Raw genomic sequence first — 19,648 nt, 5'->3', positions numbered from 1 at the left:
GACAGGAACGTACGGCTCAGCCGATGACCCGCACCACTCCCGTACGCTCGGTTCCATGTCGCTCTACGCCGCATACGCCGGAAACCTCGATGCCCGGCTGATGGCCCGCCGCGCCAAGCACTCCCCCCTGCGCGGCACCGGCTGGATCACGGGCTGGCGGCTCACCTTCGGCGGTGAGCACATGGGCTGGGAGGGGGCGCTCGCCACCATCGTGGAGGCGGTCCCCGACGACGGCCCGGGCGCCGGGGTCTTCGTCGCGCTGTACGACATCGCGCCGATGGACGAGGACGCCATGGACCGCTGGGAGGGGGTGGGTCTGGGCATCTACCGGCGGATGCGGATCCGGGTGCACACCCTGGACGGCGACGCCCAGGCGTGGGTCTACGTGCTGAACGGGTACGAGGGCGGGCTGCCCTCCGCCCGCTACCTCGGCGAGGTCGCGGACGCCGCCGAGTCGGCCGGGGCCCCGCACGACTATGTGATGGAACTGCGCAAGCGCCCCTGCTGACCGCCCGCGGGGCCGGTCACCCAGGTCGGATCAGCTGCTCGTCTACGCGCGTAGGCCAAACTCGGCTAGGCTCCCCCCGTGACTGCTTCAGAGATTGCGGGCAAGGCGTCGGCGGACGACGCGGCGGCCCGGCTGCGCGAGTTGACCGGTGTGGACAGCCATGACGTGGCCCTGGTGATGGGCTCGGGCTGGCTCCCCGCGGCCGACGCGCTGGGCGAGGCGGTCGCCGAATTCCCGGTCACCGAGCTGCCCGGCTTCCCGCCCCCGGCCGTCGCCGGCCACGCCGGGACCATCCGCTCCTACCGGCTCGGCGACAAGCACGTCCTCGTCTTCCTGGGCCGCACCCACCTGTACGAGGGCCGCGGCGTCGGCGCCGTCGTCCACGGGGTGCGCACGGCGGTCGCGGCCGGCTGCAAGGTGATCGTGCTGACCAACGGGTGCGGCGGCCTGCGCGAGGGCATGCGCCCCGGCCAGCCCGTCCTCATCAGCGACCACATCAACCTCACCGCCACCTCCCCCATCACCGGGCCCCACTTCGTCGACCTCACCGACCTGTACTCGCCCCGGCTGCGGGCGCTGTGCAAGGAGGTCGACCCGAGCCTGGAGGAGGGCGTGTACGTCCAGTTCCCCGGGCCGCACTACGAGACCCCCGCCGAGATCGGCATGGTGCGCGCCATCGGCGGCGACCTGGTCGGCATGTCCACCGTGCTGGAGGCGATCGCCGCCCGCGAGGCCGGCGCCGAGGTGCTGGGTATCTCCCTGGTCACCAATCTGGCCGCCGGAATCACCGGCGAACCGCTGAACCACGAGGAAGTCCTCCAGGCGGGCCGTGACTCCGCGGTACGCATGGGCACACTGCTGTCGCAGGTACTCGGGCGCATCTGAGAAGCGGGAGAAGCAATGACGACGCAGGAGCTGAGGGCGGCGGCCGAGGCGTGGCTGGCCGAGGACCCCGACCCGGAGACCCGCGCCGAGCTGGCCGCCCTGCTGGCGGCCGGTGACGAGGCGGCCCTGGCGGAGCGGTTCGCCGGCACCCTCCAGTTCGGCACCGCGGGCCTGCGCGGCGAGATGGGCGCCGGCCCGATGCGCATGAACCGGGCCGTGGTCATCCGCGCCGCGACCGGGCTGGCCGCCTATCTGCGGGACCGGGGCCACGGCGGCGGCCTGGTCGTCATCGGGTACGACGCCCGGCACCGCAGCGCCGACTTCGCCCGCGACACCGCCGCCGTCATGGTCGGCGCCGGGCTGCGCGCCGCGCTGCTGCCGCGTCCGCTGCCCACGCCCGTCCTGGCCTACGCCATCACCCACCTGGGCGCGGTGGCCGGCGTCGCGGTCACCGCCAGCCACAACCCGCCCCGGGACAACGGCTACAAGGTCTACCTCGGCGACGGCAGCCAGATCGTGCCCCCGGCCGACACCGACATCGCCGCCCAGATCGGCGCGGTCGGCGCGCTGGCGGACGTCCCCCTGGCCGAGGGCGGCTGGGACGTGCTCGGCGAGGAGCTGGTCACCGACTATCTGGCGCGCGCCATGGCCCCGCTCACGCCGGGCTCGCCGCGCACCACCCGGGTCGTCTACACCCCGCTGCACGGTGTCGGGCAGTCCGTGCTCACGGCCGCGTTCGAGCGGGCCGGGTTCCCTGCGCCCGCCGAGGTGCCCGCGCAGGCCGAGCCCGACCCGGACTTCCCCACGGTCGCCTTCCCCAACCCGGAGGAGCCGGGCGCCATGGACCTGGCCTTCGAGGTGGCCCGCTCCGTCCGCCCCGACCTCGTGATCGCCAACGACCCCGACGCCGACCGGTGCGCGGTCGGCGTCCCCGACGCCTTCGCCGAGGGCGGCTGGCGCATGCTGCGCGGCGACGAGGTCGGCGCGCTGCTGGCCACCCATCTGGTACGCGGCGGGCGCGGCGGCACCTTCGCCGCCTCGATCGTGTCCTCGTCACTGACCGGCCGGATCGCGACGGCCGCGGGGCTGCGGTACGAGGAGACCCTGACCGGCTTCAAGTGGCTGGGCCGGGTCGAGGATCTGGGGTACGGCTACGAGGAGGCCCTGGGCTACTGCGTGGACCCCCGGGGCGTACGCGACAAGGACGGCATCACCGCCGCCCTGCTGATCGCGGAACTGGCGGCGGCCGAGAAGGAGCACGGGCGTACCGTCCTGGACGTCCTGGACGACCTCGCCGTCGAACACGGCCTGCACGCCACCGACCAGCTGTCGGTACGGGTCACCGATCTGTCGCTGATCACGGCGGCGATGCGGCGGCTGCGGGCCACCCCGCCCACCGAACTGGCCGGCCTGCCGGTCACCTCGGCCGAGGACCTCACCCGGGGTACCGACACCCTGCCGCCGACCGACGGTCTGCGCTACACGCTCGGCGGCACCGGCAGCGGCCCGGTGCGCTCGGCGCGGGTGATCGTGCGCCCCAGCGGTACCGAACCCAAGCTGAAGATCTACCTGGAGACCGTCCTGCCGGTCCCGGACCTGGCGACCCTCCCCGGCGTCCGCGAAACGGCGACCACGGTCCTGGCCCACCTGAAGCAGGCGGTGGCCGAGCACGCCGGGCTGTGAGCGGACGGGGGCGCGGATCGGCTCCGCGCCCCGGGACCCGGTACCGCGGGCGCGCGGGAAGCCGGGGGTCCGGTCAGCCGGTGATCCACAGGACGAGGAGCGCCACCGCGCCCACCGCCGCCGGGGCGATGATCTCGTAACTCCAGCGCACGCTGACCTCGCCCTGCGCGCCGGGGGCGTCCGCGTGTCGCTCGGCCAGCTCGCGCAGCTCGCCCACCGCCGCGTCGGACGGCGCGGTGCGCGGCCGGTCCGCGTCCTGGCCGATCCGGTCCCGGCCGCCGAGACCGAACACACCGCGCGGCGACTCGCCCGCGGCGAGACGCTCGTTGTGCCGGGTCGCCTTGCCGCGGGCGCGCAGCGAGACCGGGATGGCCCACAGCTGGTAGGTGGCGCCGCCGGCCCGCACCTCGCACGAGTAGGCCGCCTTCACGCTCTCCACCGTGGCCCAGGGCGCGACGATGGTACGGAACGGGTTGCGCACCCGCAGCCGCTCGTCCCCGGCGAAGACCGCCGGGCGGAAGGTGAACGCGGTGACCAGCGGCACCGCCAGCAGCAGCGCGGCGGCGGCGGTGACCGGGGTCCGGCCCTCGCCGCGCAGCATGGCGTCGCCGCCCAGCCAGGCGGCCAGGCCGATCAGCAGCACACCGGCCGCGAGCGCCGAGCCGGAGCGGTAGACGCGGTCCGCGTACTTCGGGGGCTCACTCGTCATGCCCCGATTCTGCCGGATGGCTCAGAACCGGGGGTCGTCGGTACGGGAGTCGTAGACCAGCTCACCCGCCGCGTCGTATCGGGGCCCGGCGGGCGGGGGCAATGCGCGGACGCGGGGGACTGGCCTCCCACTACGCGCGTAGATATGCTCGTCTGGTGAGCATGCCACCCACCGCACCCCCAGCCGCTCTCGCGGATGTCACCGCCTCCGACGCGGCCCTGCGCCGCTACCTCCACGGCCTCCCCGGCGTCGACGCGGTCGGCCTCGACGCCCGTGCCGCCGTCCTCGGCACCCGTTCGATCAAGACCACCGCCAAGGCCGAGGCCATCGATCTGGCCATCTCGATGATCGACCTGACCACCCTGGAGGGCGCGGACACCCCCGGGAAGGTGCGCTCGCTGTGCGCCAAGGGCGTGCGGCCGGATCCGGGCGACCCCGGCGTGCCTCATGTCGCCGCCATCTGCGTCTACCCGGATATGGCGGCAATCGCCAAGGACGCGCTGGCCGGCAGCCCGGTGCGGGTCGCCTCCGTCGCCACCGCCTTCCCGGCGGGCCGCGCGGCCCGTCCCGTCAAGCTCGCGGACACCCGGGACGCGGTGGCCGCCGGCGCGGACGAGGTGGACATGGTCATCGACAGGGGCGCGTTTCTCTCCGGCCGCTACCTGCAGGTTTTCGAGGAGATCGCCGCCGTGCGGGAGGCGGCGGGGCCGGCCCACCTCAAGGTCATCCTGGAGAACGGCGAGTTGTCGACGTACGACAACATCCGCCGCGCCTCCTGGCTGGCGATGCTCGCCGGGGCGGACTTCATCAAGACCTCGACGGGGAAGGTATCCGTCAACGCGACGCTCCCCAACACCCTCCTGATGCTGGAGGCGGTGCGCGACTTCCGTGCCGCCACCGGCCGGCAGGTCGGGGTCAAGCCGGCCGGCGGCATCCGCACCACCAAGGACGCCATCAAGTACCTGGTCCTGGTCAACGAGACGGCCGGTGCCGACTGGCTCTCCCCGGACTGGTTCCGGCTGGGCGCCTCCAGCCTGCTGAACGACCTGCTGATGCAGCGCCAGAAGCTGGCCACCGGCCGCTACAGCGGCCCCGACTACGTGACCGTCGACTGACCGAGGACGCTAAGGACACCACGAACTGATGAGCATCTTCGCGTACGCACCGGCGCCCGAGTCGCGCGCCGTCGTCGACATCGCCTCCTCCTACGGCCTGTTCATCGACGGCGAGTTCCGGCCCGCCGCCGAGGACAAGGTCTTCCCCACCCACTCCCCCGCCACCGAGGAACAGCTCTCGGAGGTCGCCCACGCCGGGGCGGCGGACGTGGACGCGGCCGTCCGGGCCGCCCGTGCCGCCTTCGGCCCCTGGTCGGCCCTGCCGGGTTCCGAGCGCGCCACGTACCTGTTCCGCATCGCGCGCATCCTCCAGGAGCGCTCGCGGGAGCTGGCCGTCCTCGAATCGCTCGACAACGGCAAGCCCATCCGTGAGTCGCGCGACGTCGATCTGCCGCTGGCCGCCGCGCACTTCTTCTACTACGCCGGCTGGGCCGACAAGCTCGCCCACGCCGGTTTCGGCCCCGACCCGCGCCCGCTGGGGGTGGCCGGGCAGGTCATCCCGTGGAACTTCCCGCTGCTGATGCTCGCCTGGAAGGTCGCCCCCGCGCTGGCCACCGGCAACACGGTGGTCCTCAAGCCGGCCGAGACGACCCCGCTGTCGGCGCTGTTCTTCGCCGACGTCTGCCGCCAGGCCCAGCTGCCGCCCGGTGTCGTCAACATCCTCACCGGTGACGGCTCCACCGGCGCCGAGCTGGTCGCCCATCCCGGGATCGACAAGGTGGCGTTCACCGGTTCGACGGAGGTCGGCCGGTCCATCGCCCGTACGGTGGCCGGCACCCGCAAGCGGCTCACCCTCGAACTGGGCGGCAAGGCGGCGAACATCGTCTTCGACGACGCGCCGATCGACCAGGCCGTCGAGGGGATAGTCAACGGCATCTTCTTCAACCAGGGCCATGTGTGCTGCGCCGGGTCCCGGCTGCTGGTCCAGGAGTCGGTGCGCGAGGAGCTGCTGGAGGCCCTGAAGCGGCGGATGGAGACGCTGCGCGTCGGCGACCCGCTGGACAAGAACACCGACATCGGCGCCATCAACTCCGCCGAGCAGCTGGCCCGCATCCAGGAGCTGGCCGCCGCGGGCGAGGCCGAGGGCGCCGAGCGCTGGTCCCCGGCGGGCTGCGAACTGCCCGGCCAGGGGTACTGGTTCGCGCCGACCCTGTTCACGGGCGTGGCCCAGTCGCACCGCATCGCCCGGGAGGAGATCTTCGGCCCGGTGCTGTCGGTGCTGACATTCCGCACCCCGGAGGAAGCGGTCGCCAAGGCCAACAACACCGCGTACGGACTCTCCGCCGGGATCTGGACGGAGAAGGGTTCGCGGATCCTGTGGATGGCCGACAAGCTGCGCGCGGGCGTGGTGTGGGCCAACACGTTCAACAAGTTCGATCCCTCGTCGCCGTTCGGCGGCTACAAGGAGTCCGGCTTCGGGCGCGAGGGCGGCCGGCACGGTCTGGAGGCGTACCTCGATGTCTGAGAAGTCCGGCGCGCGGCTGAGCGTGTTCAAGACCTACAAGCTGTTCGTCGGGGGGAAGTTCCCCCGCTCCGAGAGCGGACGGGTGTACCAGGTGACCGACTCCCAGGGCGGCTGGCTGGCCAACGCCCCGCTGTCCTCCCGCAAGGACGCGCGCGACGCGGTGGTCGCGGCCCGCAAGGCGTTCCCCGGCTGGTCGGGGGCGACGGCGTACAACCGGGGGCAGGTGCTGTACCGGGTCGCCGAGATGCTGACCGGGCGGCGCGAGCAGTTCGCGGACGAGGTGGCCGCCGCCGAAGGGCTGGACCGGGAGGCGGCGCTGGCGGCGGTGGACACGGCCATCGGCCGCTGGGTCTGGTACGCGGGCTGGTCGGACAAGATCGCCCAGGTCGCGGGCGGCGCCAACCCGGTGGCGGGCCCGTTCTTCAATCTCTCGGTGCCCGAGCCGACCGGTGTGGTGGCGGTGCTGGCGCCGCAGGACTCCTCGCTGCTCGGCCTGGTCTCGGTGCTGGCGCCGGTCGTGGTGAGCGGCAACACGGCGGTGGTGGTCACCAGTGAGCGGGCGCCGCTGCCCGCGCTGTCGCTGGCCGAGGTGCTGGCCACCTCCGACGTGCCGGGCGGGGTGGTCAACATCCTGTCCGGGAGGACCGCCGAGCTGGGCGCGCCGCTGGCCGCGCACCAGGACGTCAACGCGATCGACCTGACCGGCGCCGCCGGTGACGCGGCGCTGGCCACCGAGCTGGAGACGGCCGCGGCCGGCAACCTCAAGCGGGTACGGCGTCCGGCCGCCGCCGAGGACTGGTCGGCGGACCCGGGCACCGGGCGGCTGCTGTCCTTCGTGGAAACGAAGACCGTCTGGCACCCCATCGGTATCTGAACGGCGCGCATCCGGGACAATGGGGTCCCGTGACCGTTACGCCGCAGACGCCGCCGATACCCCCCACGTCGCAGGCGGAACCCGAGCCCGGCCCCCGGGCCCGGGTCGTCCTGCTGACCGGGCCCTCCGGTTCCGGGAAGTCCCGGCTCGCCGCACGCACCGGGCTGCCGGTGCTGCGGCTCGACGACTTCTACAAGGAAGGCACGGACCCGACCCTCCCGCCGCTGCCGGACGGGTCGGGCACCGACTGGGACGACCCGGCGTCGTGGAACGCGGACGCGGCGCTGGCCGCCGTCCGCCTGCTGTGCGGCGAGGGCGCGGCGCCGGTCCCGGTGTACGACATCTCCTCCAGCTCGATCACCGGAGCGGGTCGGCTGGAGCTGGGCGGGGCGCCGCTGTTCGTGGCGGAGGGCATCTTCGCGGCGGAGATCAGCGCCGCCTGCCGGCGCGAGGGCCTGGCGGCGGACACCCTGTGCCTGCGCAACCGGCCGCTGACCACGTTCCGCCGCCGGCTGGTGCGCGATGTGCGGGAGTCGCGCAAGTCCCTGGCGTTCCTGCTGCGGCGCGGCTGGAAGCTGATGCGCGCGGAGCGCGGGATCGTGGCCCGCCACGAGGCACTGGGCGCACACGCCTGCGGCCGGGACGAGGCACGGGCCCGCATCGCGCGGCTGACGGGGGCGGTGACGGTGGCGAAGTAGCGGGACGGGACCGGCGACGCCCCCGTGCACAACTCAGCGGGGTCCGGCGCCCCCCAGGCACCGGACCCCGCTCTTTCCCCCGTTGTCCCCCGTTTTCCCCTGTTTCCCCCGTTCCCCTTTCCCTCGGTCCCCCGCTTTTCCCCGTTCCCCCGATCCTCAGGCGACCAGTTCGCCGAAGGACTCCTCCACGTCCCGCCCCATGCTCAGCGAGCGGTCCTCGCGCAGCCGGCGCAGGGTGCGCCAGATGCTGCTCTTCACCGTGCCGACGCTGATGTTCAGCGTGGCCGCGATCTCCGGGTCGGTCTGGCCCTCGTAGTACCGCAGCACCAGCATCGTGCGCTGCTGCTCGGGCAGCCGGGCCAGGGCCTGCCACAGCACGGTGCGCAGTTCGGTGCCGCGCATCGTGTCGTACTCGCCGGGGGCCTCGGGCAGTTCCTCGGTCGGGTACTCGTTCAGCTTGCGGCGGCGCCACGCGCTGATGTGCAGATTGGTCATGGTGCGCCGCAGATAGCCGCCGACCGCCGCCTTGTCGGTGATCCGCTCCCAGGCGCGGTACGTGGACAGCAGCGCGCTCTGGAGCAGGTCCTCCGCCTCGTGGCGGTCACCGGTGAGGTGGTACGCGGTCGCGTACAGGGAGGCGCGGCGCTCTCGCACGTAGGCGGTGAACTCCGCCTCCGTGACCCCCTCGCGCCGCGCTCCCCGCACGGCCTCCCCCGTTCCCCCGTTCCCCCGGGTCCCCCCGCTTTCCCCCGTCTTCCCCCCCGACGCGTCCACCGCACTGAGGTGCGCCGGGCGCGGGTGACCGATGCCGCGGTGGCTCCCCAGCCGGTTCGCGGCGCCGGACGCTGTGTTCCCCGTCACGTCGCACCGGGCGGGAACCAGGCAGGTGCGAGTGCGCGTCGTACCGACTGCCGTGGTGCTGATGCTGTGCAGTGCGCTCATCCCGCTGCCCCCATCGTCTCGCCGTGCTGTGCTCTGTGCGTCGGGGAATACATTGCCCGGCCAGTTTCATGGGCCCGTCCCCCAACTGTCACAGCGGTGTCACAGGGGCCGCGCCCCCTTGTCCCGGGAACGCACGGTCGAACTCTCCGGGGTCCATAGGCCACAATGAGCCGCGTGGCTTTCCTGTTGCTGATCGAGGACGACGAGGCGGTACGTACGGCCCTGGAGATGAGCCTGTCTCGCCAGGGGCACCGTGTGGTGACCGCCGCGACGGGTGAGGACGGCCTCACGCTGCTGCGGGAACAGCGGCCCGATCTCATCGTGCTGGACGTCAACCTGCCCGGAATCGACGGTTTTGAGGTCTGCCGTCGCATTCGTCGCACCGATCAGCTGCCGATCATCCTGCTCACCGCGCGCAGCGACGACATCGACGTCGTCGTCGGCCTGGAGTCCGGCGCCGACGACTACGTGGTCAAACCCGTGCAGGGCCGCGTCCTGGACGCCCGCATCCGCGCCGTCATGCGGCGCGGCGAACGCGAGTCGCACGACGCGGCCACCTTCGGCTCCATCGTCATCGACCGCGCCGCCATGACCGTCACCAAGAACGGCGAGGACCTCCAGCTCACCCCCACCGAGCTGCGCCTCCTCCTGGAACTCAGCCGCCGCCCCGGCCAGGCGCTCTCCCGGCAGCAACTGCTGCGCCTGGTGTGGGAGCACGACTACCTCGGCGACTCCCGCCTGGTGGACGCCTGCGTCCAGCGGCTGCGCGCCAAGGTGGAGGACGTGCCGTCCTCCCCGAAGCTGATCCGTACGGTGCGCGGCGTGGGCTACCGGCTGGACGCGCCTTCGTGACCGACTCCCCCACCCGGAGCCGGGGCCGGCTCATACGCGGCGCCCTGCGGCTCACCTCGCTGCGGCTGCGCCTGGTCACCGTGTTCGCGCTGGTGGCGCTGGTCGCCGCCGTCTCGGTGTCGGGCATCGCGTACTGGCTCAACCGCGACGCCGTCCTCACCCGCGCGCAGAACTCGGCCCTGAAGGACTTCAGCCAGGCCCTCGGCGACGGAGCGGGCGGACTGCCCGAGCAGGCGTCCTGCGAGATGCTGCGCGACATGGGCACGATCATGACCAGCGGCAACCAGACGTACCAGGTGGTGCTGGTCGACCGGGAAGGACCCGAGGGCGACTGCGTCGTCGAGACCGACCCGGCGGCGTTCCGGCTGGACATGGTCCCCGCCTCGCTCGCCGACGCGGTGCACCAGGAACGCGACGACACCGACGCGCCGTACCACCTGTACTGGCAGCGGGTGGAGATCGACGGCGACCCGTACCTCCTCGGCGGCGCCCAGGTCATCGACGGCGGCCCCACCGGCTACATGCTCGCCTCCCTCGCACCGGAGCGCGACGACCTCAACTCGCTCGCCTGGTCGCTCGGCATCGCCACCGCGCTCGCGGTGATCGGCTCGGCGCTGCTCGCCCAGGCCGCCGCCACCATGGTGCTGCGGCCCGTCGCCCGGCTCAGCAACGCCGCGCAGCGGCTCGGCGAGGGCAAGCTGGACACCCGGCTGGAGGAGCGGGGCGCGGACGAGCTGGCCGAGTTGTCGCGCACGTTCAACGCCGCCGCCGCCTCCCTGGAGCAGCGGGTGACCGATCTGCGCGCCCGGGAGGCGGCCAGCCGCCGGTTCGTCGCCGACATGTCGCACGAGCTGCGCACCCCGATGACCGCCATCACCGCCGTCACCGATGTGCTGGAGGAAGAGGTCGACAGCCTCGACCCGATGATCGCGCCGGCCGTGCAGCTGGTGGTGAGCGAGACCCGCCGGCTCAACAGCCTGGTGGAGAACCTGATGGAGGTCACCCGCTTCGACGCGGGCACCGCCAAGATGGTCCTGGACGACGTCAACATCGCCGACCAGGTCACCCACTGCATCGACGCCCGCGCCTGGCTGGACGCGGTCGAGCTGGACGCCGACCGGACGATCACCGCCCGGCTCGACCCGCGCCGCCTGGACGTCATCCTGGCCAATCTGATCGGCAACGCCCTCAAGCACGGCGGCGGCCGGTCGGTACGGGTCTCGGTGCGCGAGGAGATCGACCCGGCGGCCGGGCGGGACGACGTGGTGGTGGAGGTCGCCGACCAGGGGCCCGGCATCCCCGAGGACGTCCTGCCGCACGTCTTCGACCGGTTCTACAAGGCGAGCGCGTCGCGCCCGCGCTCCGACGGCAGCGGGCTCGGTCTGTCGATCGCGCTGGAGAACGCCCATCTGCACGGCGGCGAGATCTCGGCCGCCAACGCGCCGGAGGGCGGCGCGGTGTTCACGCTGCGGCTGCCGCGCGAGGCGCCGGGGGACGGCGACGGCGACGGCGACGGCGAGAGCGACGGGTGCGACGGCACCGAGGGCGACGGCGGGAACGGCGACAGCAGCGGCGAGCGGGACCGTCCGGGGAAGCCGGACGGCCCGGGGAAGGAGCGCGACACATGACCCGAGGAACCCTGCGCACCGGCCCCGCCCTCCTGGCGGCCTGCCTGGCGCTCGCGGCCACCGCCGGCTGCGGCATCCGCTCCACCAATGTGCCGGTGGACGCCGGCCCCGCCCCGTCCCGGGCCAGCTGCGACACGGCGATGGAGACCGGCGCGGGCACCGTACCCGGCACGGCGGTCGCCGCCGCCACCGAGGTGTACCTGGTGTGCGGCACCCGCGTGGAGGCCGTACCGCGCCCGGTGGATGTCACCACGGCCGGCACCGACCGGGTCGCGCTGGCCGCCGCGCTGCTCACCGAACTCCAGAACGACCCGGACGAGGAGGAGCAGGCCGCCGGTTTCACCAGCGCGGTACCGCTGGACCTGGCGGTCACCGGCCCGGTCGGGGACGACCCGGACACGGTGCTGCGGCTGAGCGAACGCCCCAGCGATCTCCCGGCCTTCGCCCTCGCCCAGATCATCTGCACCTTCTCCCGGGTCGAGCAGCTCGGCAACGGCCACGCGGTGGTGCTGGGCGGCCCCGCCGACTCCCCCGACCCGCGCCCGCAGACGTACCCGTGCAGCGCGGCGATGCGGCACAGCCCCGAGTCCGCGCCGTCGGTGGGCCGTTCGCTGTGAACCCGGCACCGCGGGCGTGAGCGGCACATCACATCGGCGGAAAACGGAACCGCGCCCAGGGGCAGCGGCGTCCTGGAATCCGTGCACCGTCATCACGGCGGCCCGGCAGGGCCCGCCCAGCGCGCAAGCGGTCATCGTGGCGCGGTCCGCGATCGGAGGGTAGACCCGAGGGTTCGGGTGGTGGCCTTCGTTCTGCTCACCGTCTACCTGGCCGTGGTGGGGTGGCTGATGCTGCGCCCGCGCTCGGTGATGTGGGTCTCCCCGCCCAACCTGGAGCCGTTCGCCACCATCCGCGCCGATCTGGCCGCCGGCCCGGCGCAGGCGCTGCGCACCATCGGCACCGGCCTGGCCGCCTTCGCCCCGCTGGGGGTGCTGCTGCCGCTGCTGGGGCAGCGGCTGGGCGGGACCCGGTTCGTCTCGCTCTTCCGCACGGTGTTCGGCGCCGCGATGATCTCGCTCGGCATCGAGGTACTGCAGTCCCTGGAGCCCACCCGGGTCGCCGATGTGGACTCGCTGCTGCTGAACACGTGCGGCGTCACGGTCACCCACCTGCTGTGCTACGCGCAGCTGCGGGACCGGTTGCTGCGCGAGGCCAGTCCGTCCTCGCCCTCGCCGTCCTCCCGGCCGGAGCCCGGACCGGGGCCGGACGCGGTGCCCGCGCCGCTGGGCTCGGCGGCGCCGGTCCGGCCGCCGCAGGCGCGCCGCGCCGCGCACCGGGCGGGGCTCGCCCCGGGCGGCGCGTCGGCCGCCGCCCGGTAGCGCCCGGGCCCGGTCTCCGGCCACCGCCGCGCCGGCGCACCGCCGTTGTCAGTGGTGCCTGTCACGATGGACCCATGAAGCCGGAGGAGACAGTACGCGCGCTCTGGGAGCGCACACAGCAGCGGGACTGGGACGGGGTCGGGGCGCTTCTGGCCGAGGACGCGGTGGTGGAGTGGCCGGTCAGCGGTGAGCGGATCGTCGGCCGGGACAACTATGTGCGGCTCAACGCCGAGTACCCGGAGGGCTGGACGATCCGGGTGCTGCGCCTGGTGGCGGACGGCGAGGAGGTGGTCTCCGAGGTGGAGGTCCCGCACGAGGAGTCGGGCCTGCACCGGGTGGCGTCGTTCTGGACGGTCCGGGACGGACGCATCGTCCGCGGCCGGGAGTACTGGAGCGTGCCGGGCTCCGACGAGGCCCCGCGGTGGCGGGCCGCCTACGTGGAGCCGATGTAGTCCGCGCCGCTCCGGGAGGACAGCGGAAGCGGACCGCGAGCGGACCGGGAGCGGCGGCGTCCGAGCCGGAAGGGCCGCACCCCACGGCTGGGGGTACGGCCCTTCTTCGTCCGCCTGCGCGGGGCAGCCGATTACAGCAGCCCGCCACCGAGGGCGCCGGCGGGCAGACCGCCCAGGAGGCCGCTGGTGGCCTGGTTCAGCACGTCGTTGTTGCCGCCGAGCAGGCTGCTGGCGTCCGTGGCGCCGTTCAGCGGCTTGGTGACCTCCTGGAGGCCGGCGGCGGCGTTGTCACCAGTGAGACCACCGGCCACATCGCCCAGCGGCACCGCCTTCACGACCTGGCCGGTGGTGCCGGCCACCAGCTCCTCGCCCAGCGCGTGGGCAGAACCGGCACCGGTGGCGGCGAGCGCAGCACCGGCGGCGACGGCACCCAGGGTCTTCACGGTTGTGTGCTTCATGAGTCACTACGTCCTTGTGTGGGGTGGGGATGTGAGCGGCGAAAGCCCGAGGCGAACGTAGCCGTGGAAGTCCGGCGCCGCAAAGGATCGAAATGTCTCGCGCGTCCCGCCCGCCGGTCGGATCAACTGCCTTTCAACGCCGTTCCCTCCGCCCGACCCCGCTCCCATCCGGCCAGGTCAGGACGGGTTTTCAGCCACGGATGGGAACAACCACTCGGAGCGTAGTGCCGCATATCCCGGCTTGATCACCTCATTGATCATCGCGAGACGTTCATCAAAAGGAATGAACGCCGACTTCATCGCATTAACGGTGAACCACTGGAGGTCGTCGAGTGAATAGCGGAACGCCCGTACGAGATGCTCGAATTCACGGCTCATACTGGTGCCGCTCATGAGCCGGTTGTCGGTGTTCACCGTGACCCGGAACCGCAGCCGCTTCAGCAGCCCGATGGGGTGCTCCGCGTACGAGGACGCCGCACCCGTCTGGAGGTTGGAGGTCGGGCACATCTCCAGCGGCACCCGCTTGTCGCGCACGTACGCGGCCAGCCGCCCGAGCCGTACCGCACCCGACCCGTCCGCCGCCACCTCGATGTCGTCGATGATCCGCACCCCGTGGCCGAGCCGGTCGGCCCCGCACCACTGGAGCGCCTGCCAGATCGACGGCAGCCCGAACGCCTCACCCGCGTGGATGGTGAAGTGGTTGTTCTCGCGCTTGAGGTACTCGAACGCGTCCAGATGCCGGGTGGGCGGGAAACCCGCCTCGGCCCCCGCGATGTCGAAGCCGACGACACCCCGGTCGCGGTAGCGGTTGGCGAGTTCGGCGATCTCGAACGCCCGGGCCGCGTGCCGCATCGCGGTGAGCAGCGCCCCGGTACGGATCCGGCGCCCGGCCGCCGCCGCCCGCCGCTCGCCCTCCCGGAAGCCCTCGTTGACCGCCTCGACCACCTGCTCCAGGGTCAGCCCGTCCTCCAGGTGCTGCTCGGGGGCGTACCGGATCTCCGCGTACACCACACCGTCTGCCGCCAGGTCCTCCACGCACTCGGCGGCCACCCGCACCAGCGCGTCCCGGCGCTGCATCACGGCGCAGGTGTGCGCGAACGTCTCCAGATAGCGGGGCAGCGAACCGGAGTCGGCGGCCTCGCGGAACCACAGGCCCAGCTTGCCGGGGTCGGTGGCCGGCAGCAGGTCGTACCCCTGCTCGGCGGCCAGTTCGACGATCGTGGCCGGACGCAGCCCGCCGTCCAGATGGTCGTGGAGCAGCACCTTGGGGGCGCGCAGGATCTGTTCCCGGTCCGGGGGCGGAGAGGTCTGAGTCATCCCGGCACTGTAGCGCCTACGCGCGTAGACGGCCGACTGGAACGAGCCGTACCGGCCGCCGTCACCTGGCCGCCGCGCGGCCCGTTCCGGCGAACCGGCCGCGCCGGCCCAGCAGGAACCGCTTGAAGTCGGCGACCGGCCGGGTGTCCGGGTGCCCGGCCAGCCAGGCGACCCCGATCTCTCGCACCGCGCGCGGCGCCGTCACCGCCAGATCCCGGGCACCGGGCCGGGGCACCATGGGCGGCGGGAGCAGCGCCACCCCGAGCCCGGCGGCCACCAGCCCGCGCAGCGTCTCCGGCTCCTCCCCCTCGAACGCGATCTTCGGTATGAACCCGGCTCGGGCGCACAGCACATCCGTCAGCTTCCGCAGCCCGTACCCGGGTTCGAGGGTGACGAACGGCTCGTCCGCCGCCTCCGCGAGCCGCACCCGCTTGCGCTCCGCCAGCCGGTGGCCGGCCGGGACGACCAGGAACAGCCGCTGCTCGTCCAGCCGCCGGGTCACCAGATCGGGCGCCTCCGGGATCGGGGAGGTGAGACACAGATCCAGCTCACCGAGCCGCATCCGCTCGATCATGTCCTCGCCGTAGCTCTGCACCAGCGCGAACCGCACCCGGGGGTGGTCCTCGCGGAACTCCCGGATCAGCGCCGGTACGGTCTCGGGCCCCATGGTGTGCAGGAACCCGAACGCCACCTTGCCGGCCGCCGGGTCCGCGTCCGCCCGTACCGCCTCGGCCGCGCGGCCGATCTCGCCGAGCGAGCGCTCCACCGAGCGGGCGAACGCCCGGCCGGCCGGGGTCAGGCTGACGTTGCGGCCGTGCCGGGCCAGCAGCGCCACGCCCAGATCGGCCTCCAGCCGGGCCATGGCGCGGCTGAGGGTGGACTGCGGCACCCCGAGATCGCGGGCGGCCTGGGTGATGTGCTCATGGCGGGCGACGGCGGCGAACTGGGCCAGCCGGGGACTGAGCAGCGCGGCCCACTCCTCGGCGGGCAGCTCACCGGAGCCGGGGCCGCTTGTTACACGGATGTCTTTTCCGTTGCCCGGGTATGACATGGACCCCCGCCACCTCCGTTGATGCGATCCTGCATGAATCATCGCAGTTCTGTGCATTGGACGCATGAAACCGGACGGTCCTAATTTTGACGACATGCCCACCACAGCAGCCCCGAAGGCGTCGGCCACCGCCGACCCCGCCCCAGCCACACCCCCGACTCCCCCGGCCCCGACCGCCACCCGCCCGGCCCCGATCTCCCGTGCCCGCGTCAACCTGGCACTCTTCGCCCTCGGTGTGGCCACCTTCGCGCTGCTGTTCTCCACCCAGGCCCTCCTCCCCGACCTCGCCACCGCCTTCGCCGTCGCCCCCGGCCAGGCCAGCTGGACCATCTCCGCCACCACCATCGCGCTGGCCGCCGCCGTCCTCCCGCTGAGCGCCCTCAGCGAACGCTTCGGCCGCCGGCAGCTGATGACCGCCTCCGTGACCGTCGCGGTGGCCCTCGCCCTGGTCATCCCGTTCGCGCCCGACCTCACCACCCTGATCGTGCTGCGCACCCTCCAGGGCGCCGCCATCGCCGGCATCCCGGCCTCCGCCGTCGCCTATCTGTCGGAGGAACTGGACGCCCGCTCCACGGTCGGCTCGGTCGGCCTGTTCATCGCCGGCAACAGCGTGGGCGGCATGCTCGGCCGCATCCTCACCGGCTGGGTCGCCGAGGGCTGGGGCTGGCGGGCCGCGCTGGCCGCCGTCGCGGTCCTCGCGCTCGCCGCCGCCGTCGCCTACCGGCTGCTGGTGCCCCGGGCCCGCAACTTCCGCCCCGCCCCGCTGCGGCCCCGCGCCCTGCTCGGCACCGTCCGCACCCACCTGTCCGAACCGCTGCTGCTGCGGCTGTTCGCCATCGGCCTGCTGCTGATGTCGGCCTTCAGCGCCGTGTACACGGTGATCGGCTTCCGGCTGGTGGCCGAACCCTTCGGGCTGTCGGCCGGACTGATCGGCTCCGTCTTCGTCATCTACCTGGTGGGCACCTGCTCCTCCTCGGTGACCGGCCCCCTGGTCGAACGCCTCGGCCGGCGCGGCGCGCTCTACCTGGCCATCACCACCGTGACCGGCGGTCTGCTGCTCAGCCTGGCCGACCACCTGGCGACCGTCCTGCTCTCCCTCGTGCTCATCACCGGCGGCTTCTTCTTCGGCCACGCCGTCGCCTCCGGCTCGGTCAGCCGGGCCGTCACCCATGGCCGGGCCCAGGCGTCCGCGCTCTACCAGGTCGCCTACTACCTCGGCAACAGCGCCGGCGGCACCCTCGGCGCGGTCATCTTCCACCGCGCCGGCTGGCAGGGCGTCGTCGCCTTCGGCCTCGCCGCCCTGCTCACCACCGCGGGCATCACCCTGTACGCCACCGGACGCGCCCGGGTCGTACGACGGCGCGCGGCAGCCCTGGCCTGAGCCCCGGACACCCCGGAGGCACCCCGCACGGCCGGAACCGTCGCACCCCCCGGAACGTGATAGAGGCCACACACCTCTCCTCCGGGGGCTTCGATGGCCGGTTCGTCCTCACGCGGCGCCGCCGCCGCACTGCTCAACGCCAGTGGCCTGGGTGCCGGTTACCTGTATCTGCGGCTGTGGGGCCGGGCGGTGGGCTCCTGGCTCGTCACCGCGCTGCTCGTCCTCGCCGCCCTGGGCCTCCACGCCTCGGGCACCCCGTGGTTCTGGATCACGCTGTTCGCGCTCTGGCTGGCCCACCAGGTGTACAGCGGCTGGAAACACGGCAGCGCCGGCCCGCCCGGCCGCCGCGCTCCCTGGCTTCCGCTGACCGCGGGCGCGGCCCTGCTCGCCCTGGTGATCGCGGGCGCCGTGCAGTACCGGGGCGGCCCGCAGGACGCCCTGGAGCGCGGCGACACCGCCCACGCGGCCGGTGACTGCGCCACGGCCGTCGAGCACTACGACGCGGCGACCGCCACCCGCAACGAACTCACCTTCTCGCCGGCCCTGGACCGGGCCGCCGACGGCCGGGCCGGCTGCCGCATCGTCCTCACCGCGGAAGCGGCGGCCGGGGAAGCCGACTACCCCGGCGCCATCAACGGCTACGGCGACTACCTCGCCCGGTACGACGGCACCCCGCCGTGGCCGGGAGCCGAGGACCGGCTGGCCGGGCTCCACCTCGACCAGGCCGACTCCCTCGCGGCGGACGGCACCGTGGAAGCCGCCTACGCCGCCTACGCCGCGATCCCGGCCGGCTTCCCCGGCTCGGCACCGGCGGCGGCCGTACCCGACCGGCTCGACGCGCTGTACGAGGCCCGGACGACCGCGCTCGCCGCCGGGGACCACTGCCCGGCGGTCGACGAACTGCGGCCCTTCCTGGAGCTGGCCGGCGAACACCGCGACGACCCGCTCGCCGAAGACCTCGCCGGCCGCGCCCGCGACGCGCTCCCGGACGCGCTGTACGCGTGCGGCATGGACGACTACCGCGACGAGCACTACACCGACGCCCGCACCACCCTGGAGGAGTTCCGGTCCCTGTACCCGGATGACGCGCGCAGCGGACAGGTCGACGACACCCTCATCGCCATCGAGATCGCCCAGATCGGCAGCGGCTCCACCGGCGACCTCCCCGACCCCACGCCGGCGGGCAGCGCTCCCGGCGGCACCGCGACCGTGGAGATCGTCAACGACTCACCCGAGGCGCTGGAGATCCTGTACACGGGCACCGAGACCGGCACCGAGACCGGCACCGGGACGGTGGACGCCTGCGGCGGCTGCACCACCCAGAGCGATCTGCTGTCCGGCTGGTCGGGCAGCGCCTGCCAGGCCGGCATCGACCGCCCCACCACGACGATCCGCCTCCCGGCCGGGACGTACGAGTTCGTGGTCCGCACCCCGGGCGACTCCTCGGTCACCCCCTTCCACGGCACCTGGGAGCTGTCCTCGGGCACGGCCTACTCGGACTGCTACTTCATCGAGACGAGCTACTACTGATGGGCGACGCCGAGCGGGTGGAGCCGATGGGCCGCGTCCACGCCGTCCTCGCGAACACCGTCGGCGCGGTCCTGCTGGCCGGCGGCGCAACCGGTGCCGTGCTCTTCACGGTCGGCGCGGCCACCGGGGCCGAGACCACGGTGGACGCGGTGGTCTTCGGCGCCGTCGCCCTGTTCGCGGCGCTCGTCGGCTGGGTGGGGCTCGGCACGCTGATCCACAACCGGGACGTACGCGCGGCCACCCGCCGGCTGGCCGCCACCGGCGTCGACGCCGCCGCCGAGGTGATCGCCATCGGCCCCGAGGAGGTGACCCCGGACGGGCTCAGCACCCAGCACGAACTGCTGCTCCGGCTCACCGGGCCCGGCTTGGCCCCGTTCGAGGCCCGCACCACCGAGCCGGACGACCGCTTCCCCGGGCTGGTGGTCGGCTCCCGGCTGGCGGCCGTGGTCGATCCGGTGCGCCGGGAATTCAGCCTGCACCGGGGCGACCCGCTCTGCTAACGTCACGGCCATGCAGCGTGCCGCGAACACGACGACGCCGGAGAGAGTCCCGGCGCGCTGACCGATGTCCTAGTCCGAAGCCCCGGGGCGAGTGCCCCGGGGCTTCGCCGTGCGGTCACTCGCTTCGCGTGAGGAGAATCTCAATGACCGTGTCAAGCCGTCTGCGTGGCTGGCGGGGCGGAGGTGAACAGTCTCTTGTCACGCAGCATCGCCCAGAGTACGTC

Annotated in this window: 20 protein-coding genes; 15 read left to right on the top strand and 5 right to left on the bottom strand. The window is 73.3% G+C overall.

Annotated elements, in window-relative coordinates:
- The first annotated feature begins 55 nt into the window (after positions 1-55).
- The 3 genes from BM385_RS15045 to BM385_RS15035 all read left to right on the top strand — a co-directional run bounded on the left by BM385_RS15045 (position 56) and on the right by BM385_RS15035 (position 3,076).
- Positions 56-508 carry a gamma-glutamylcyclotransferase family protein gene (locus BM385_RS15045; protein WP_019431454.1) on the top strand — a complete coding sequence of 151 codons (453 nt, stop codon included), beginning with the start codon at positions 56-58 and terminating at the stop codon, positions 506-508.
- A gap of 78 nt (positions 509-586) precedes the next feature.
- Positions 587-1,393 (top strand): purine-nucleoside phosphorylase, encoded by an 807-nt coding sequence (locus tag BM385_RS15040; RefSeq protein WP_026047016.1) that lies wholly within the window; start codon positions 587-589, stop codon positions 1,391-1,393.
- Positions 1,394-1,408: 15 nt separating this feature from the next.
- Positions 1,409-3,076, top strand: a complete 1,668-nt coding sequence (locus BM385_RS15035; RefSeq protein WP_093843359.1) for a phospho-sugar mutase — start codon at positions 1,409-1,411, stop codon at positions 3,074-3,076.
- Between the two features lie 73 nt (positions 3,077-3,149).
- On the opposite strand, the gene BM385_RS15030 is transcribed toward BM385_RS15035, so the two are convergent.
- A complete protein-coding gene (locus BM385_RS15030; protein WP_019431457.1) occupies positions 3,150-3,785 on the bottom strand; it encodes a PH domain-containing protein in 636 nt (211 codons plus the stop codon).
- A gap of 161 nt (positions 3,786-3,946) precedes the next feature.
- Here BM385_RS15030 and deoC point away from each other — a divergent pair, with 161 nt between their 5' ends.
- Genes deoC through BM385_RS15010 form a run of 4 tightly spaced genes read left to right on the top strand, consistent with a single transcriptional unit; the run spans position 3,947 to position 7,937 of the window.
- Positions 3,947-4,900, top strand: a complete 954-nt coding sequence (gene deoC, locus BM385_RS15025) for a deoxyribose-phosphate aldolase (protein WP_019431458.1) — start codon at positions 3,947-3,949, stop codon at positions 4,898-4,900.
- Positions 4,901-4,928: 28 nt separating this feature from the next.
- The gene (locus BM385_RS15020) at positions 4,929-6,365 is read left to right on the top strand and encodes an aldehyde dehydrogenase family protein (protein WP_019431459.1); all 1,437 of its coding nucleotides are present in this window, start codon (positions 4,929-4,931) and stop codon (positions 6,363-6,365) included.
- Positions 6,358-7,239 (top strand): aldehyde dehydrogenase family protein, encoded by an 882-nt coding sequence (locus tag BM385_RS15015; RefSeq protein WP_093843358.1) that lies wholly within the window; start codon positions 6,358-6,360, stop codon positions 7,237-7,239. The genes BM385_RS15020 and BM385_RS15015 overlap by 8 nt, the downstream gene beginning before the upstream one ends.
- 29 nt (positions 7,240-7,268) lie before the next feature.
- A complete protein-coding gene (locus BM385_RS15010) occupies positions 7,269-7,937 on the top strand; it encodes a uridine kinase family protein (protein ID WP_093843357.1) in 669 nt (222 codons plus the stop codon).
- 156 nt (positions 7,938-8,093) lie between these two features.
- Here BM385_RS15010 and BM385_RS15005 read toward each other — a convergent pair whose 3' ends face one another.
- Complete coding sequence (locus BM385_RS15005; protein ID WP_026047019.1) at positions 8,094-8,879, bottom strand: SigE family RNA polymerase sigma factor; 786 nt, start codon at positions 8,877-8,879, stop codon at positions 8,094-8,096.
- 174 nt (positions 8,880-9,053) lie between these two features.
- Between BM385_RS15005 and BM385_RS15000 the strand changes: the two genes are divergently transcribed.
- From BM385_RS15000 to BM385_RS14980, 5 genes are all read left to right on the top strand, one after another.
- Positions 9,054-9,731, top strand: coding sequence for a response regulator (locus tag BM385_RS15000; RefSeq protein ID WP_019431463.1), 678 nt, complete (start codon positions 9,054-9,056; stop codon positions 9,729-9,731).
- Positions 9,728-11,359 carry an ATP-binding protein gene (locus BM385_RS14995; protein ID WP_093843356.1) on the top strand — a complete coding sequence of 544 codons (1,632 nt, stop codon included), beginning with the start codon at positions 9,728-9,730 and terminating at the stop codon, positions 11,357-11,359. The genes BM385_RS15000 and BM385_RS14995 overlap by 4 nt, the downstream gene beginning before the upstream one ends.
- The gene (locus BM385_RS14990; RefSeq protein WP_093843355.1) at positions 11,356-11,976 is read left to right on the top strand and encodes a hypothetical protein; all 621 of its coding nucleotides are present in this window, start codon (positions 11,356-11,358) and stop codon (positions 11,974-11,976) included. The genes BM385_RS14995 and BM385_RS14990 overlap by 4 nt, the downstream gene beginning before the upstream one ends.
- A gap of 180 nt (positions 11,977-12,156) precedes the next feature.
- Positions 12,157-12,735: a VanZ family protein gene (locus tag BM385_RS27170; RefSeq protein ID WP_254791591.1), complete on the top strand. Its 579-nt coding sequence runs from the start codon at positions 12,157-12,159 to the stop codon at positions 12,733-12,735.
- Between the two features lie 74 nt (positions 12,736-12,809).
- On the top strand, positions 12,810-13,187 hold the full coding sequence (locus BM385_RS14980) for a nuclear transport factor 2 family protein (protein ID WP_019431467.1): 378 nt from the start codon (positions 12,810-12,812) through the stop codon (positions 13,185-13,187).
- A gap of 131 nt (positions 13,188-13,318) precedes the next feature.
- Here the strand turns inward: BM385_RS14980 and BM385_RS14975 are convergent, their stop codons facing one another.
- From BM385_RS14975 to BM385_RS14965, 3 genes are all read right to left on the bottom strand, one after another.
- The gene (locus BM385_RS14975; RefSeq protein ID WP_019431468.1) at positions 13,319-13,645 is read right to left on the bottom strand and encodes a hypothetical protein; all 327 of its coding nucleotides are present in this window, start codon (positions 13,643-13,645) and stop codon (positions 13,319-13,321) included.
- Positions 13,646-13,822: 177 nt separating this feature from the next.
- Positions 13,823-14,962, bottom strand: a complete 1,140-nt coding sequence (locus BM385_RS14970) for an adenosine deaminase (RefSeq protein WP_093843354.1) — start codon at positions 14,960-14,962, stop codon at positions 13,823-13,825.
- A gap of 61 nt (positions 14,963-15,023) precedes the next feature.
- On the bottom strand, positions 15,024-16,013 hold the full coding sequence (locus BM385_RS14965; RefSeq protein WP_093843353.1) for a LysR family transcriptional regulator: 990 nt from the start codon (positions 16,011-16,013) through the stop codon (positions 15,024-15,026).
- Between the two features lie 94 nt (positions 16,014-16,107).
- Between BM385_RS14965 and BM385_RS14960 the strand changes: the two genes are divergently transcribed.
- The 3 genes from BM385_RS14960 to BM385_RS14950 all read left to right on the top strand — a co-directional run bounded on the left by BM385_RS14960 (position 16,108) and on the right by BM385_RS14950 (position 19,424).
- Positions 16,108-17,394, top strand: coding sequence for an MFS transporter (locus BM385_RS14960; protein ID WP_093843352.1), 1,287 nt, complete (start codon positions 16,108-16,110; stop codon positions 17,392-17,394).
- Positions 17,395-17,487: 93 nt separating this feature from the next.
- Positions 17,488-18,924: a hypothetical protein gene (locus BM385_RS27165; RefSeq protein ID WP_093843351.1), complete on the top strand. Its 1,437-nt coding sequence runs from the start codon at positions 17,488-17,490 to the stop codon at positions 18,922-18,924.
- Positions 18,924-19,424 carry a hypothetical protein gene (locus BM385_RS14950; RefSeq protein ID WP_019431473.1) on the top strand — a complete coding sequence of 167 codons (501 nt, stop codon included), beginning with the start codon at positions 18,924-18,926 and terminating at the stop codon, positions 19,422-19,424. Before BM385_RS27165 ends, BM385_RS14950 begins: the two co-directional genes overlap by 1 nt.
- Positions 19,425-19,648: the final 224 nt, after the last annotated feature.

It is taken from the genome of Streptomyces harbinensis (genome assembly GCF_900116145.1).
Lineage (GTDB): Bacteria > Actinomycetota > Actinomycetes > Streptomycetales > Streptomycetaceae > Streptomyces > Streptomyces carpaticus.
This window is presented reverse-complemented; position numbering and strand designations above follow the sequence as displayed.